We start from the raw sequence: 16,775 nt of genomic DNA, 5'->3' as shown, positions 1-16,775 counted from the left end.
TGCTTGTACAGTAAAATTGTCACAAGCCATCAGATTACCTTTCTGATAAGGATTTCACCTGAATTTGTAATTTTTGCTACAGTGCATGGGCAATAGTATTTATAGATTTGATTTATTCTATTGCTTTTGATGCAATAATAAAAAGGAAGCTTTAAAAAAATAATAATATGAATGCTATTAGTTGTTTATTTTTAGATATCGGAGGTGTATTGCTCTCAAACGGATGGGATTACAAATTCAGGCAGCGGGCTGCTGAACATTTTCACCTGGATGCGAATGAAATGGAAAACCGCCACGGCCTCCTGTTTGTAACGTATGAAGAAGGAAGGATAACGTTCAACGAATATCTTGATCGGATGGTATTCTATCAAAAAAGGGATTTTACCCCCGACCAGTTCAAAGACTTCATATTCTCCTTATCCACGCCTGATTTGGAAATGATTGCCTTTATTAAAAAAATAAAATTGCAATATGGACTAAAAGTAATTGCGGTTAGCAACGAAGCAAGAGAAATAAACGCCTACAGGATAAACAAATTTAAATTGAATGAAATATTTGATTTTTTTGTGTCCTCCTGCTATGTTCATCGAAGAAAGCCCGATGCAGCTATTTTTCGCCTGGCAATTGATGGCGCCCAGGCGCCCTTAGATGAACTCGTGTACATTGATAACACGCAAATGTTTGTAAATATGGCGAAGGGCATGGGTATCACCAGCATTCACCATACAGATTATCTATCAACAGCGAAAGCACTAGCAGATTTGGGGTTGTCTGTCAAAGAGAAAAGTATCGAATTTCAACCACAAAATTTAAAAGAAGAAACTTCAAGTCCTGTAAGAAAAATGATGCGTATAGGTGTTGCGTCTGATCATGGGGGATTTGATTTGAAAGTAAAACTGGTTGCGTTACTCAAAACTGCCGGCTACGAAGTAAAAGACTTTGGCGCTTATCAACTCAATACCGACGATGATTATCCTGATTTTGTTATTCCGATGTCGGAGGCAGTGGCTAATGGGGAAATCTCACGAGGTGTAGCCATTTGTGGGAGCGGTGTTGGGGCTTGTATTGCGGCTAATAAAATTGCCGGCGTTCGTTCAGCTTTGATCACCGATTCATTCTCTGCCCGCCAAGGGGTTGAGGACGACAATATGAATATAATGTGTTTAGGTGGTCGGATCACAGGGTCTGCGTTAGCCGGGGAATTGGTGCAGATATTTATCAATGCCAGGTTTAAGAATGAAGAACGATTCCTGCGACGCCTTAACAAAGTTTCCGTACTGGAAAGGAATAAAGATTAAAAACCAGAAATGGCTAAACAAATGTTAAAAGATATTATTGAATAGAGGCGAAGTTATCATGAACAGATAGCTACAACGACGGGTTTACATGAAAGTATCGGTGGCGTTTTTTATTTAAATGACGAAACGAAATCCATTCAACGAAAATCTTTATAATGCGTTTAAATTATCAACTTAAAACTTAAACAATTGAACAACATGAACCCTAAAACAGGAACACTTGAACAGCAGGGTATCAATACGGTTCGGATACTCGCTGCAGATGCCGTACAAAAAGCAAATTCAGGTCATCCCGGAACACCCATGGGGCTTGCATCCGTTGGCCATGTTCTGTGGGCGCAAATCATGAACTATAATCCCCAGAATCCAGCATGGGCAAACAGAGACCGCTTTATTTTATCCTGCGGCCATGCCTGCATGTTGCAGTATAGTTTTTTGTACTTAACGGGTTATCCCATCACGCTCGACGATATCAAAAAATTCCGGCAATTACACAGTAAAACAGCGGGGCATCCTGAATACGGATTGTTACCCGGTATTGAAGTAACGACCGGCCCGCTAGGGCAGGGATTTGCCAACGGCGTAGGGTTTGCCATTGCACAAAGATATATGGCAGCCCGCTACAATAAACCTGGTTTTGATATTTTTAATTATAAGGTTTATGCTATTTGCAGCGATGGCGATATTATGGAAGGTATTAGTTCTGAAGCTGCTTCTATAGCCGGACATCTTCAGTTAGGCAACATGATTTATTTGTACGACGATAACCATATAACTATTGAAGGCAATACCGATCTTGCATTTGATGAAGACGTGGCAAAACGCTTTGAAGCGTATGGCTGGCATGTTCAGGAGCTTCCGGATGGTAATGATTTAGGTGCTTTATCAACAGCAATAAAAAATGCGCAAAAGGAAACAGACCGTCCTTCACTGATAAAGGTGCGCACACACATTGGTTATGGCAGCCCCAACAAACAAGATACGGCCGCTGCACATGGCTCTGCCTTAGGCGAAGCAGAAGTGAAGCTCGTGAAGGAGAATTTTGGCTTTGACCCTGATAAACATTTTGTTGTGCCCGACGATGTATTAAATTATTATCGTGAAGCAGGTAAGAAAGGAATAGATAAAGAAAAGAACTGGAACGATCTTTATAAAAGGTACAAAGAAAAATATATCGAACTATCCAATGAATATGAGTTGTTGAGCAGCGGTAAATTACCGGAAGGATGGGAAGAGAGGGTGCCTGTTTTTAAAACTGAAGAAGAAATGGCGACACGCAAAGCCTCTGGCAAAGTGTTAAATGCAATAGCCGATTATTTGCCGAATTTAATAGGCGGCTCGGCGGACCTTGCTCCTTCTACCGACACCAACCTGGAGAAATACAAATCATTTTTAGCGACAAATTATGATGGTCGCAATTTTCACTTTGGCATCAGGGAACACGCCATGGGCGCTATCTTAAATGGATTAGTGCTTAGTAAATACCTCATTCCTTACGGGGCTACATTCCTGGTATTCTCCGATTACATGCGGCCACCCATCCGGCTGGCAGCGATTATGAAAATACGGCCCATATATGTTTTTACACACGACAGCATAGCGTTAGGAGAAGATGGCACCACCCACCAGCCCGTAGAACAACTCATCGGTTTGCGATCAGTTCCCAACCTAACAGTAATTCGCCCGGCAGACGCCAATGAAACCGTGCAAGCCTGGCGGATAGCAATTGAACATTCCGGTGGACCAGTTGCATTAATTTTAACTCGCCAGAAAATTCCGGTAATCGACCAGGAAAAATATACAAAGGCGATTGAATTGGAAAAGGGGGCTTACATTCTTTCGGAATCAAAAACACAGCCCGACATTATTTTAATTGGTACGGGTTCGGAAGTGCAGTTGCTGCTGGCAGCTCAGCAAAGATTAAAAGAAGAAAACATCGCCGCACGTGTGGTAAGCATGCCATCGTGGGAACTATTCGAAAAACAGGATAAAACTTATAAAGAAAAGATATTTCCCGCCTCATTGCGGAAACGACTGGCAGTAGAAGCCGGATCACCTTTGGGCTGGCTTAAATATGTAACTGACCAGGGCGACATCATCGGCATCGACAGATTTGGAGAATCTGCTCCTGGTGAAGAGGTGATGAAAGAATATGGCTTTACTGTGGAAAATGTAGTAAAAAGAGCGAAAGCTTTGATTGAATAATAACCTAAAAAACACTTTAAAAGATTGTTAACTTAAAACATATAAACCATGAAAAAAGCAAACATCGGAATTACCGATACAAACAGACAAGCAATTGCCGACCAGTTATCAAAAATACTGGCCGATGAATTCGTACTTTATTCCAATTTTCATGCAGTGCATGTGTATCTGGAGAAGCTCTACAATCAGCAACAGGAAATTGTAGATACCATAGCCGAAAGGATACGTGCCATTGGGCATTACGTACCCGCACAACTCAGTAAATATCTCGAACTCACCCATCTTTCTGGAAAAGCTATCGACAAGAACGACAGCAGAAGCCTTTTTGCAGAATTATTGGAAGACCACGAAAGCATCATCATTTTTTTAAGAGAAAATATAAATCCAATTGCAGATAAGCTAAAGGCAGAAGGCATCAGCGATTACATTACCGGCTTGATGGAATACCATTTAAAAACAGCCTGGATGCTCCGACCTCATTTAAGTTAGTGACGGATCGACCATGTATCTCCAGCTTCCCATAGTTGGGACAAGCATTCTCCGCCGGTTGGCGGAAGAAGAGAGCCCAGCCGCACCAGCCACACCAATAGCAGGTGCGCTGGCATTCTCTCCGTCGGCAGACGGTGGAGTTAGAGGCGGCCTCAGAAAGTGGCCATTAAAAACCAGAGCTTGTGTAAAGCAGCTAAATAGTTACTAAACAAGGATATTATCAAAGATGAAAACACTAATCGAATTATTGCAATACGGCCAGAGCTATTGGCTTGATAATTTAACGCGGGAGAAAATCACTTCCGGCGAATTGAAAAAAAGAGTAGATGATCAGGGGCTGAGGGGAGTAACCTCAAACCCAAGCATTTTCAACAAGTCGATTACAAGCGGTTCAGATTATGACGATCAGATTGCCAAATTGGTAAAAGAAGGCAAAGCCCCGGCGCAAATTTATGACGAACTTACCATAAAAGATGTTCAGGATGCCTGTGACATCCTGTTTCCGGTGTATGAAAAATCAGATGGCACCGATGGTTTTGTAAGCCTTGAAGTACCGCCTTATCTGGCACGTGATACGGAAGGCACCATAAAAGAATCCCGCAGATTGTATAATGCAGTTGGTAAGAAAAACTGCCTTATCAAAATCCCGGGAACAAAGGAAGGCGTTCCGGCTATCGAGCAGATGCTTTACGAAGGTGTCAACATCAACATAACACTTCTTTTTTCTATTGAAAGCTATGTTGAAGTTGCAAAAGCGTACATCAATGCCATTACACGAAGAGTTGCAGAAGGCAAGCCGATAGATCATATTATTTCCGTAGCAAGTGTTTTTATCAGCAGAATTGATGTACTCACCGACCAACTGCTCGGCCAGTACATTATCAAAAACGAAGAAAATAAAAACCCCAACCGAACCCATCCTTTATCGGGCAAGGCAGGAATTGCCACAGCACGATTATGCTATCAGCGGTTTAAAGAAATATTCAGCGGTGAGAACTGGAAAAAACTGGAAGAAAAAGGCGCTCATGTACAGCGGCCATTGTGGGCAAGCACCAGCAACAAAGACCCGCTCTACAATGATCTTCGCTACGTTGACCCGCTGATTGGTGAAAACACAATAAATACTTTGCCCGATAAAACGATTGAAACTTTTGCCAAACATGGAATCCTAAAAAAAGATGCCATTGAGGATGACCTCGATCAAGCCAGGGCTTTGTTTGGTGAACTAAAAAAGCTGGGTATTGATATCTCGTTTGTAACACAACAATTAGAAGACGAAGGCATCCAGAAATTTACGGAGGCTTATAATAAATTGATTAGCAACCTGGCAGATAAAAGATTGAAAATGCTTGGAGGCAAAACATCTTGATCAACCAAATGCTGAGGAAGGCAAAAAAATACAAGTCAATTGCTTGAAATTATGAAAGAGACAAAATTCGACTACGGAATGATTGGTCTCGGTACCATGGGGTGCAATCTGGTTTATAACATGAGCGATAATGGATACACCGTTATTGGTTTTGATAAGAATCGTTCCCAGGTGGAAACGCTCAAGAAAGAAGCTGGCACTGAAAAGATATCTGCCACATCAGACTTGAATGAATTTCTAAATACGCTAAAGACCCCTAAAGTAATCATAATGCTTGTGCCTGCCGGAAAAATTGTGGATGACGTTATTAGTGAATTAAAACCTTTTTTGTCAAAAAATGATTTACTGATGGACTTCGGTAATTCTCACTTTACGGATACCAACAGAAGGAGTGAGCAATTGGAAGAATCAGCCATTCATTTTATGGGTGTTGGCATTTCAGGAGGAGAACTGGGTGCCCGCCACGGGCCAAGCATTATGCCGGGCGGACCTAAGAAAGTATATGAGCGTGTGGCTGAGATGCTGAAAGCTGTTTCTGCCAAAGCGAATAATGAGCCTTGCGTAACATGGTTGGGGCCTGGCTCCGCAGGACACTATGTAAAAATGGTACACAACGGCATTGAATATGGGCTGATGCAACTCATTGCCGAAGCTTATCACCTGTTGAAGGAATGTGCGGCTATGAGCAATGATGAGCTACACACTGTTTTTTCAAAATGGAATGAGGGGGAATTGCAGTCTTATCTTATAGAAATTACCGCAGATATTTTTATGCAAAAAGATGAGCTTACCGACAGCCGGATTATTGACAGAATCCTCGACAGTGCGAAACAAAAAGGCACAGGCGCCTGGACTTCTGAAGATGCCATGAATTTACAGGTACCTATTCCGGTGATTGATATTGCCGTTTCCATGCGGGATTTGTCAGCTTATAAAAATGAACGAGAAGTTGCACATCAAAACATGGGAGGTTCTGAAGTGAAATTCACCGGAGATAAAAATGATCTGGTGAAATGGGTGGAGCAGGCGCTCTATTTTTCAATCATCACGGTTTATGTACAGGGAATGGCGCTGTTACAGGTAGCATCCAAAAAATATAAATACGATTTGAAATTAGAAGATATTGCTGCCATCTGGAGGGGTGGTTGTATCATCCGTGCGGCATTATTGGAAGACATCCGTTCTGCGTTTTCAAAACAGCCGGATCTTTCTAATCTTATACTGAGCGTTGCATTTTCAAAAAAATTAATGCAATCGCAAGAAGGTATTCGGAAAGTTATTCAGACAGGCGTCGGGTTCGGGATCCCGGTTCCTGCAATGATGGGGGCTTTGGCCTATTTCGACAGCTACAGGAGTGGGTGGCTTCCCGCAAATTTAATACAGGCGCAGCGCGATGATTTTGGCGCTCATACTTACGAGCGAAACGACAGAGAAGGAATTTTTCATACGCATTGGAACCAAAAGAAATAACATGGAAACCGAAACAAAAATAGGTCACACAATTATTATAATACTTGGTGCTACAGGAGATTTAACCTGGCGTAAACTGATTCCCGCCATTTACAACCTCTGGTTAGACGGCTGGATTCCTGGAGAATTCGCGGTAATTGGGGTAAGTCGTCGTAAATACACCGACCCCGAATTTGGAAAACATTTGCATGAAGGCGTAGATAAATTTTCACGACAGGGAAAAGCAAAAAAAGATCACTGGGATGTTTTTACTAAATATCTGACCTACCTGCAAGGAGAGTTTGATGCTACATCTACCTATGCTGCCATCGGCAAACAGATAAAAGCTCTTGAAAAAAAGTGGAATGCCACAGCCAACAGTGTCTTTTATCTTGCTGTTCCGCCAAATCAATTCGAAGGAATTTCTATGAAAATAGGATCGTCGGAGCTTGCAGAAAATAAGGAGAAAAGCCGCATTGTCATAGAAAAGCCTTTCGGGCACAACCTGGAAAGTGCTATCAACCTTAATACCTTGTTGCATACCCATTTTGATGAATCACAGATTTATCGTATTGATCACTACCTGGGTAAAGAAACCGTACAAAATATTTTGGCATTCCGTTTTGCCAATGCATTATTTGAGCCGATCTGGAATCGGAATTATATAGATCACATACAGATAACTGTGTCAGAAGAATTGGGCGTCGAACACCGCGGGAATTATTATGAGACTGCAGGTGCACTTCGCGATATGATTCAAAATCACCTGCTCCAGCTGATGTGCCTTATTGCCATGGAAGCACCCATTTCTTTTGATGCCAACGAGATCCGTAATAAAAAAGTAGATGTACTGAACGCAGTGAGAAAAATGAAACCGGAAGAAGTACATAAAAATGCAATAAGAGGTCAATACGGTAGTGGATGGGTAAAAGGCAAAAAGGTTAAGAGTTATCGGCAGGAGCCTGATGTTTCCCCATCATCCAATGTAGAAACTTTTGCGGCAGTGAAACTTTATGTCGATAACTGGCGCTGGCAAGGAGTGCCTTTTTATGTTCGTACCGGGAAACGGTTGAATGAAACGATTTCCGTGATCACTATTCAATTTAAACCGGTACCACATCATTCCTTCCCGGTTGAAGCTATTGAAAATTGGCAATCCAACAAACTTATCCTTAATATCCAGCCTCATATGGGAATACAGTTAAGCTTTCAGGCAAAACAACCCGGACTTAAAATGCTTCTTAACCCTGTTCACATGTTGTTTAATTACCACGACACCTACACGGGCGGAACACCAGAAGCCTATGAAACATTGCTAATTGATGTCTTCCGGGGAGATGCAACACTTTTTATGCGTGCAGACCAGGTAGAAGCGGCATGGACAATACTAATGCCAGTGTTAGATGCATGGAAAGCAAACACTTCTCCTAATTTCCCAACCTATGATGCCGGGTCACACGGGCCACAGGATGCAGACGCATTGATAGCGGTAGACGGCCACAATTGGATCACAATACCTTTTGAAAAAAATGAAATTGCATCAACAAAATAATATAAGCGTTTTTCAGACTTCAGCGGCATTGGCACAGGCAGCCGCTGATTTAATGATTAAAATTTCGAAACAGGCCATCGAAAGTCGTGGAAAGTTTGTTTTGTCCTTATCGGGAGGCACTACCCCCTGAATGTCTGTATTCTCTTTTAGCAAAACCACCTTACCGGGATCAAATCCTCTGGAACAAAACCTTTGTTTTTTGGGGTGATGAGCGTTTTGTACCCTTTAATAATAAACTAAACAATGTCAATATGGCAAAAGCTTTATTGCTGGAGCACATTATATCCCATCAATAAATATTAACCCAATTCCTGTTGATTTAGAGCCGGACGAGGCTGCAAAAAAATATGAAGACGTCATTACAAAGGAAAAGAGACTCCTCGCTTTGATCTCATTTTTCTTGGCCTTGGCGAAAATGGCCATACGGCGTCATTGTTTCCCGGAAGTGATGTTGTTTTTGAAAACACACGGCTGGTAAGCGAGGTGTATGTAGCGGAACAACGGATGTATCGCATTACTATAACGCCACCTTTAATTAATAAAGCACATATAATTGATAAAGCACATAATATTGTTTTTCTTGTAAAAGGAATACCGCTATGACTACACTCCGGACAACGCTCGCCGAGATGGTGAACCGGACGGTTGAGCGCCTCTCCGGAGAAAAGAAGATATTCAGGGATACGCTGATAGGGAATATCAGGGAGTTTATTGATAACTTCGGTACGATGAATATCAACGACGATGCCGCGCTTGCCGCGGCGGTAGAGAAATGCAACAGGGCATTGAACGGCGTCTCTGTGGAAGCCATACGCAGCGACGATCAGTTCCGGCACAGCATAGCAAATAGTATGAAGACGGTGCAGGGGCAACTGGCGGGTATGATGATAGGTGCGCCGATAAGGAGATTAAGGAAGGTGGGGTCGTCCATAATTGATAATTACAGAAACAAAAAAATGACACCGGCGTTTAGCGAATGTCCTTTTTTTTAGCTATTACCAATTAACAATTTCGTTTGTTAATAAAGCAATTAGTTTTGGGGTAGTAAAGGAAGGAGAGGCATTAGTAGTAGACATAAAGCCGAGGGTAAATGCCAAGCCTGAATGTTTAGTGTGCGGGAAGAGAGTACCTGGGTATGATACACAGCCGTCCCGGTTATACGAGTATCCGTCAATATGGGGGGTTTCGAGTATTTTTCCGATATTCTCATCCCGACGCACTACCTGTCCTGTTGACGGCATCCATGTAGAACTAGTATAGCGTTTCGGTAAAACATCGACATATTGTTTTCCATTATGAACAAAGACTGAACAGTCTTAAATCTTGTATTTACAAGGGATTGAATTTTAGATGCCCTCATAGTAATGATGCTATTTTATTTGTATATTTTAATGAAACGTCATACTAGTTCCCTGGTCAGAGGGTAAGGATCAGATGACCACCACCTATAAGGTATTCCTGTCCCGATGGGCGAAACGCCTGAGCTGAAAAGAGACAGCCGAGATATTCAAGTCCAGTTGGGACAGCGTATATCGAGCCGTGCAGTTTGTGGTTGCCTACGGCCTCTTGCCAGCAGGGACTTGGAGAATGTAACAGAAATAGAAATTGACGAGATACAAGTCTGGAGTGGTCGCAAGTATTTAACCCTTGTATATCAGCTTGATTCATATGCCAAAAGGCTTTTATGGAGTGGTCATGAGCGGAAGGCCAAGACCCTGCTGAAATTTCTCAATGAGTTGGGTAAAGAACGCTGTCTGAGAATCAAATTAGTTTGCAGCGACATGTGGGCGCCGTACCTGAAGATGATAGCGAAGAAAGCACCCCAGGCGCTTAATATTCTTGACTGTTTTCACATCATGAAGAAATTCAACGATGCCATAGACCAGATACGGAAGGAAGAGGTCAAAAAGCTCAAGGAGGAAGGCGCTGATAATGTTCTGGAAAAGAGCTGTTGGTTACTGTTGAAAAGTCCCGAGAACTTGACGGAAAAGCAAACGGTACGGTTGAGCCGGATAGTTAAGATCAACCTGAGTTCCGTAAAGTCATATTTAATGCGTGAAGATTTTCAGCGTTTTTGGGAGTATAAGTATCTGGTATGTGCAGATAACCCAACTTAGACAGGCAGAAATAGTATCTCTTTTAATATCAATGCAATACGACTTTAGCCCTTTATTTTTCGGCAATACATCTTTGAGTTTTCATGTTTTATATCTCAAAGATTCAATATTTTGTGTTAAATTACTGTATAGTTTTTGTATAGTTCCCAAGAAATAACAAGGGATAACACCGTTTAGGATGTTATCCCTTTTCGTTTTCCCCACTGTAGTCAAAACGTAGTCAAAACGTAGTCAACTCCATCGGAATGGACAGGAATCTACAGGAATCAACAGGAAATTAATTTGCGATGCAACTTGTTTTGTGGTAAATTATTACAGTCATAAAAGACACACTTTTAGTCACTTATAAAAAATGGCAAAAAACTCAAAAATATCATTCATATCGCGGGCTTTTTATACACACAAAGGCGTATCAGGAAGCTTATGTTTACTTGCTATAATGCCTTGAGGGCGCTAAGCCTGCATAGCCAGAACAAAACAAGCACGAGATAAAAAATCTTACGAAGCACGAAGCACGGAACAAATTCCAAAATACAAAATCCCAATGAAAACCACCCGGGTTTTGAACATTAATACTTTCGCTCCCAAGCTGGATCTTGTGAACAAGTGTTTATTGTCCCTTCTACAGTCAGCAGTCTGCAACTGACTAATGACCAATATATTTTTTGTTAAGAAGTGATTAATTTTTTAAACGGTTAGAAGATTAACAATGCAATAATGCCATGGTTATTAATAAAAAAAAGGTGTTTGTTTTAGGTTTGGACTCAATACCACCGGAATTGCTTTTTGACCGGTGGCTGAATCAATTGCCCAATATTAAAAGATTGGTCTCTGAGGGGCTCTATGGGGGATTGGAAAGCACCATTCCCGCTATTACATGTCCGGCGTGGCCGTCAATGATGACAAGCGCCAACCCCGGAAGGCTTGGTTTGTACGGTTTCCGAAATCGTTCAAACTACAATTATGACGGATTATGTTTCGCAAGTTCAAAAACAATTAAAATTGATACTGTCTGGGATATTTTATCCCGGATAGGGAAGAAAGTTGTTTTGATAGGCATTCCCATGACCTATCCTCCAAAACCCGTAAACGGCTGTATGGTTACTTGTTTTATGACTCCGGACACAAAGAGTCAGTACACATACCCTGCCGGATTAAAGGCTGAGGTGGAGGGTATAACAAACGGATATATACTTGATGTTGATGAATTCAGGAGTGAAAAGAAAGAGTATATATTGAAAAAAATATATGATATGACCGAAAAGAGATTTAAGCTGACAAAAAAATATATCCATTCCAGGGAATGGGATTTTTTTATGATGGTTGAAATGGGGCCTGATAGGATACATCACGCATTTTGGAAATATTTTGATGAAACACATCCGAAACATCCGTCGGGTTCTGAGTATAAAGATGCTATTTTAAATTATTATAAATACCTGGATAAGGAAATCGGGGAAACACTTGCGCTTTTAGATGAAAATACAATGGTGCTTATAGTATCCGACCATGGCTCAAAAAAGATGGTTGGCGGTATTTGTATTAATGAATGGCTTATACAAAACGGTTATATGAAACTGGTTGAGTATCCGAAAACAACAACTCCCTTCAATAAACTTATGGTTGACTGGAAGAATACCTCGGTGTGGGGAGAGGGGGGCTATTACGGCAGGGTATTTCTGAACGTACAAGGCCGCGAACCACATGGTGTAATCCCCAAACATAATTATGAAAATTTCAGAAATGAATTAATACGAAAACTTGAAGATTTGCGGGACGAAAACGGAAACAATATAAATACAAGAGTATTTAAACCTGAGGAGATTTACTCTGAATGTGCAGGTGTTCCGCCTGATTTAATTGTCTATTATGGCAACCTTGATTGGCGGTCAATTGGCAGTGTTGGTAGCGGTTCCATTTGGGCAGATGAGAATGATACCGGCCCGGATGATGCGAACCACTCTCAACAGGGTATTTTTATTTTGAAAAAAAATGGGCATTTGGGTGGCATCAGAAAAAATGGCACTACCCTCTATGATGTTTCTCCGACGATTTTACAATATTTGGACGTTAAAATACCTGAAAATATGGAAGGACGGGTTATCGCATAATCAATGCCACAGCATCGGATTATTCAGAGGAGTATTCGGGTGAATAAAGGCTTTACCGTATGGCTTACCGGTTTGCCTGGGGCTGGCAAGGCAACAATAGCTCATTTGCTGAAAAATAGGTTAAGTGAAAATTATCAAATAAATGTTGAAGTACTTACAAGTGAATTAATCAGAGCAAACCTGTGCTCTAACCTTAAACATGCCAGGCACGACCGGAAAATCAATATCCACTGCGCTATTTTTATCTGCAAATTATTGTCACGGAATGGAATCGCGGTGATCTCTTCATTAGCATCCCCCCATCGGACATCAAGGGAAAAGGCTCGCAGGGAAACAGGCAATTTCATTGAAGTTTATGTCAAATGTCCCCTTGAATTATGTGTAGCAAGAGACGTGGAAGGTATCTATCAAAGAGCCTTAAATGGCAATATACTGCATTTCATGGGAGAATCTGATCCCTATGAAGAACCATTAAATCCCGATCTTGTCGTGGAAACAGACAAAGAAACCGCTGAAGAATCAACCGGTAAAATATTGAAAAAACTGTTGGAATTACAGTATATAGTCAAACAAATAGAATTTCCGAAAGGTGAATAATAAGATTCATTGTAAGGGTGGAATTATCCTGATAAAAAATTTAAAGACTTCCCCGCTTTTTACCTAATCAGCCATCAGCTACGTTTGCTTGCCATTTAACCGAATAGGAACAGATTTTACATTCCAAATATCCTCGGCATACTCATGAATGGTTCTATCACTGGAAAATTTTCCAATACGGGCGACATTAATGATTGATTTCTTTGTCCATTCATCCTGGTCACGATATAACTTGCTTACCAACCCCTGACAGTTGACATAACTGGCAAAATCTGCAAGCACCATATACTGATCGCTTTTTAGAAGTGAATTGGTAATTGGCATAAAGAGTGAAATATCGGAAGATGAAAAATATCCATTCGCAATCATGTCAATTGCCGTTTTAAGAGCGGTATTGTTACGATAATATTCATACGGATTGTAACCCACACGTTTGATATGATCGACCTCTTTCTCGGTAAGTCCGAAAATAAAGATATTATCAGATCCTACCTCGTTCATAATTTCAATATTAGCACCGTCAAGCGTTCCGATCGTTAAGGAGCCGTTAAGGGCAAATTTCATATTTCCAGTACCTGAAGCTTCCATACCAGAGGTGGAAATTTGTTCGGAAAGGTCTGCTGCGGGAATGATGCGTTCTGCCAGAGAGACCTGATAATTCGGCAAAAAGACGACTTTAAGCTTATCGCCAATATCGGGGTCGTTGTTAACGACTTCAGCGACAGAGTTTATCAGTTTAATAATGAGCTTTGCGATAAAATAACCGGGAGCCGACTTTCCTCCGAATAGTATGGTACGCGGCACAAAGTTTTCAATGGAATTGTTTTTCAGTGAATTATAGAGAAAAATAACATGCATAATATTCATCAATTGTCTCTTGTACTCATGGATGCGTTTTATATGGCAGCAGAACAATGAATCTGTATTCACCACAATACTGGTAGTCTGCTTTATGTATTCAGCAAGCCGTATTTTGTTCTCTTTTTTAATATGCTGCCATGTTTCACAAAATGCTTTATTTCCGGTAAACGGCATCAATTTTTTTAAATCCGCAAGATTTTTGAGCCAGCCTTCTCCTATAGTATCCGATATCAGTTGAGAAAGCGCAGGATTACATTTTTTCAGCCATCGTCGCTGGGTAATGCCATTTGTCTTGTTGTTAAAACGATCAGGGTAAAGTTCGAAAAAATCCCTGAAAACGGTTGTTTTTAAAATTTGTGTATGTAAAGCGGCTACGCCATTTGTTGAATGGCTTCCTACAATTGCCAAATGGGACATTCTTACCTGTTTTTCATTGCCCTCTTCAATTAATGACATACGGCGTAACCGATCGGCATCGTCAGGATATTTGGTTTTTACACTTTCAAGAAACCGGGAGTTTATCTCATAGATAATCTGAAGATGTCTCGGCAATAATTCGCCTATCAGGGGGACACTCCACTTTTCCAATGCTTCTGGAAGGATGGTATGGTTTGTGTATGCAAAAGTACTGACGGTTATATCCCATGCTTTTTCCCACGAAATACCTTCTATGTCAATAAGGATACGCATTAGTTCCGGGATTGCAATGGCAGGGTGGGTATCGTTCAGTTGGATAGCTACTTTATCGGGAAAAAGATCGAAGGAGGTATGTGTTTTTTTGTATCGGCAAATAATATCCTGAAGGGTTGCCGACACAAAAAAGTATTGTTGTTTCAGCCGTAGCTTCTTCCCCGTATGGATTTTGTCGACAGGGTAAAGGATTTTTGAAATTGTCTCGCTTCTTTGTTTTTCCTCCACAGCCTTAAAATAATTTCCCTCATTAAATGAATCCAAATCAAATTCACGGCTTGCCCTCGCAGACCAGAGGCGTAGGTTGTTGACAGTATTGGTGCGGTATCCGGGAATCGGGGTGTCATATGCCATTGCCATAATTGTCTGGGTGTCTATCCATTCACTTCTTGATATCCCTTTTTCGTCAGTATATTCCCTCACATGCCCATAAAACATTACCGGATATAAGTGCTCTGGTCGTTCGAATTCCCATGGGTTGCCGTAGCGCAGCCAGTTGTCAGGCAGTTCAACCTGATAACCATTGAGGATACTCTGGAAGAAAATCCCATACTCATAGCGCATGCCATAGCCATACGTCGGCAGTTCAAGAGTAGCCATAGAATCAAGGAAACAAGCCGCAAGCCTCCCAAGCCCACCGTTGCCAAGTCCTGCATCCCATTCTTTTTCACAAATTTCTTCTAACTCATACCCTAATTCATGCAGCGCCTTGTGGCATTCATCGAGAAAGTCAAGATTGATCAGATTGTTTCCAAGCGCCCTGCCCATAAGAAATTCAAGAGAAAGGTAATACACACGCTTTACGTCATTGTCAAAATAGGATCGTTGTGTGGCAATCCAGCGTTCCACGAGACGGTCACGAACGGTATAGGCAATGCTTTTATAAATGTCCAGTTTTGTCGCCGAATAGGTGTCTTTGGACAAAGAACATGTGAGATGATTGGCAAAGGATTTCTGAATCGATTTGATATCAGTGGCAGATATAGTATCGATAAGTTTTTTTAGTGTATTATTCTGGACCATTATGGTGTTACTCCTGGTTAAATACCGTTTAATGAAAAACCGGAAAATAGTTGACCGTTTGAAAGGCTGATGAATAAGAACACTTTACTCTTGCGCACGGACAATTAATTTTGGTAATGTTTGGTCATGACAAACTATTTAGTGTAATACGTAAAATTGTGGCCATCCCCACATTGTAATGGCAATTCATGAATAATTTTTTATGGGCGCTAAAGTTTCTCACCATCATTCCAATTAATAGCGGATCCGGGGAATTGCCCAAGAGCAGTTATGCCGTGTGCTGGTTCCCCATTGTAGGAATTGTCATTGGCGCTATTTTATCAGTTGTTTCTCTGCTTTTGCAAAATGTTTTTCCTCCGTGTATAACAAATGCCTTCATATTAATAACGTATATTGTAATAACCGGAGCGTTGCATCTCGACGGATTTGCTGATACATGTGATGGTATTTATGGCGGATGGAACAAGGAAAAACGGCTGGAAATAATGAAAGACAGCCATATTGGGAGTTATGGCGTTATTGGTTTGATTTGTATTCTCGGACTGAGATATGCCTGCCTTCTGCATACAGGAGAATGCCATGTTTTCTTGAATACAAAAGACATTTCAGCCGGGATATTACCATCATTTGGCGAGCCATACAGTAGAGACGCTTCTTCCGCAGTAGTGACAAAAATTATTGTGCTGTGTTTAATGCCTGCAGTAGGGCGATGGGCGCAGGTGTTTGCCGCCGGAGTATCAAATTATGCAAGAGATGTGCCGGGAACAGGAAGTTTCATCGTGAACGGAACCACGCAAAAACATGTGGCTGTTGCATCCGTTGTTCCCTTTGTTCTTATACTGTATTTATGCCGTTTAAAGGGTCTGGCGGAATGCGCAATAATTGTTGTTTTTACATTATTTATAATCTGGTATATCAAAAGAAAGATTGGCGGTATGACAGGTGACACATTGGGCGCAATCAATGAGGCGGCAGAAATTATTTTCCTCTTAGCACTGTTCGTTGTTTTTTAAC

11 protein-coding genes and 2 pseudogenes are annotated in these 16,775 nt (G+C 41.3%); 12 read left to right on the top strand and 1 reads right to left on the bottom strand.

Annotated elements, in window-relative coordinates; genetic code table 11:
• Window positions 1-167 precede the first annotated feature (167 nt).
• From M5U24_RS05495 to cysC, 11 genes and pseudogenes are all read left to right on the top strand, one after another.
• The gene (locus tag M5U24_RS05495; RefSeq protein ID WP_197705281.1) at window positions 168-1,298 is read left to right on the top strand and encodes an RpiB/LacA/LacB family sugar-phosphate isomerase; all 1,131 of its coding nucleotides are present in this window, start codon (window positions 168-170) and stop codon (window positions 1,296-1,298) included.
• A gap of 198 nt (window positions 1,299-1,496) precedes the next feature.
• A complete protein-coding gene (tkt, locus tag M5U24_RS05490) occupies window positions 1,497-3,503 on the top strand; it encodes a transketolase (protein ID WP_099326838.1) in 2,007 nt (668 codons plus the stop codon).
• A gap of 48 nt (window positions 3,504-3,551) precedes the next feature.
• The gene (locus tag M5U24_RS05485; RefSeq protein ID WP_099326837.1) at window positions 3,552-3,992 is read left to right on the top strand and encodes a DNA starvation/stationary phase protection protein; all 441 of its coding nucleotides are present in this window, start codon (window positions 3,552-3,554) and stop codon (window positions 3,990-3,992) included.
• 226 nt (window positions 3,993-4,218) lie between these two features.
• Window positions 4,219-5,361: a transaldolase gene (gene tal / locus M5U24_RS05480; RefSeq protein WP_099326835.1), complete on the top strand. Its 1,143-nt coding sequence runs from the start codon at window positions 4,219-4,221 to the stop codon at window positions 5,359-5,361.
• 51 nt (window positions 5,362-5,412) lie between these two features.
• Window positions 5,413-6,831 (top strand): NADP-dependent phosphogluconate dehydrogenase, encoded by a 1,419-nt coding sequence (gene gndA / locus M5U24_RS05475; protein WP_099326834.1) that lies wholly within the window; start codon window positions 5,413-5,415, stop codon window positions 6,829-6,831.
• 1 nt (window position 6,832) lies between these two features.
• Window positions 6,833-8,362, top strand: a complete 1,530-nt coding sequence (gene zwf, locus M5U24_RS05470) for a glucose-6-phosphate dehydrogenase (RefSeq protein WP_099326833.1) — start codon at window positions 6,833-6,835, stop codon at window positions 8,360-8,362.
• 378 nt (window positions 8,363-8,740) lie between these two features.
• A pseudogene (locus M5U24_RS05465) lies at window positions 8,741-8,965 on the top strand (6-phosphogluconolactonase); the annotation flags it as partial.
• Window positions 8,962-9,354, top strand: coding sequence for a hypothetical protein (locus M5U24_RS05460; RefSeq protein WP_099326830.1), 393 nt, complete (start codon window positions 8,962-8,964; stop codon window positions 9,352-9,354). The pseudogene M5U24_RS05465 and the gene M5U24_RS05460, both read left to right, overlap by 4 nt.
• A 415-nt stretch (window positions 9,355-9,769) precedes the next feature.
• Window positions 9,770-10,449 (top strand): annotated as a pseudogene (locus tag M5U24_RS05455) (transposase); the annotation flags it as partial.
• Window positions 10,450-11,201: 752 nt separating this feature from the next.
• Window positions 11,202-12,590, top strand: a complete 1,389-nt coding sequence (locus M5U24_RS05450; RefSeq protein WP_099326828.1) for an alkaline phosphatase family protein — start codon at window positions 11,202-11,204, stop codon at window positions 12,588-12,590.
• A gap of 39 nt (window positions 12,591-12,629) precedes the next feature.
• Window positions 12,630-13,187: an adenylyl-sulfate kinase gene (gene cysC / locus M5U24_RS05445; RefSeq protein ID WP_099326827.1), complete on the top strand. Its 558-nt coding sequence runs from the start codon at window positions 12,630-12,632 to the stop codon at window positions 13,185-13,187.
• A 78-nt stretch (window positions 13,188-13,265) separates the two neighbouring features.
• Here the strand turns inward: cysC and M5U24_RS05440 are convergent, their stop codons facing one another.
• A complete protein-coding gene (locus tag M5U24_RS05440; protein WP_164995001.1) occupies window positions 13,266-15,761 on the bottom strand; it encodes a glycogen/starch/alpha-glucan phosphorylase in 2,496 nt (831 codons plus the stop codon).
• Window positions 15,762-15,949: 188 nt separating this feature from the next.
• On the opposite strand from M5U24_RS05440, the gene M5U24_RS05435 reads away from it, so the two are divergent.
• Entirely contained in the window at window positions 15,950-16,774 is an 825-nt protein-coding gene (locus M5U24_RS05435; RefSeq protein WP_164995002.1) for an adenosylcobinamide-GDP ribazoletransferase, read from the top strand.
• The last annotated feature ends 1 nt before the right edge of the window (window position 16,775 follow it).

This window comes from Candidatus Kuenenia sp. (genome assembly GCF_027493735.1).
Taxonomy (GTDB): Bacteria; Planctomycetota; Brocadiia; order Brocadiales; family Brocadiaceae; genus Kuenenia; species Kuenenia stuttgartiensis_A.
This window is presented reverse-complemented; position numbering and strand designations above follow the sequence as displayed.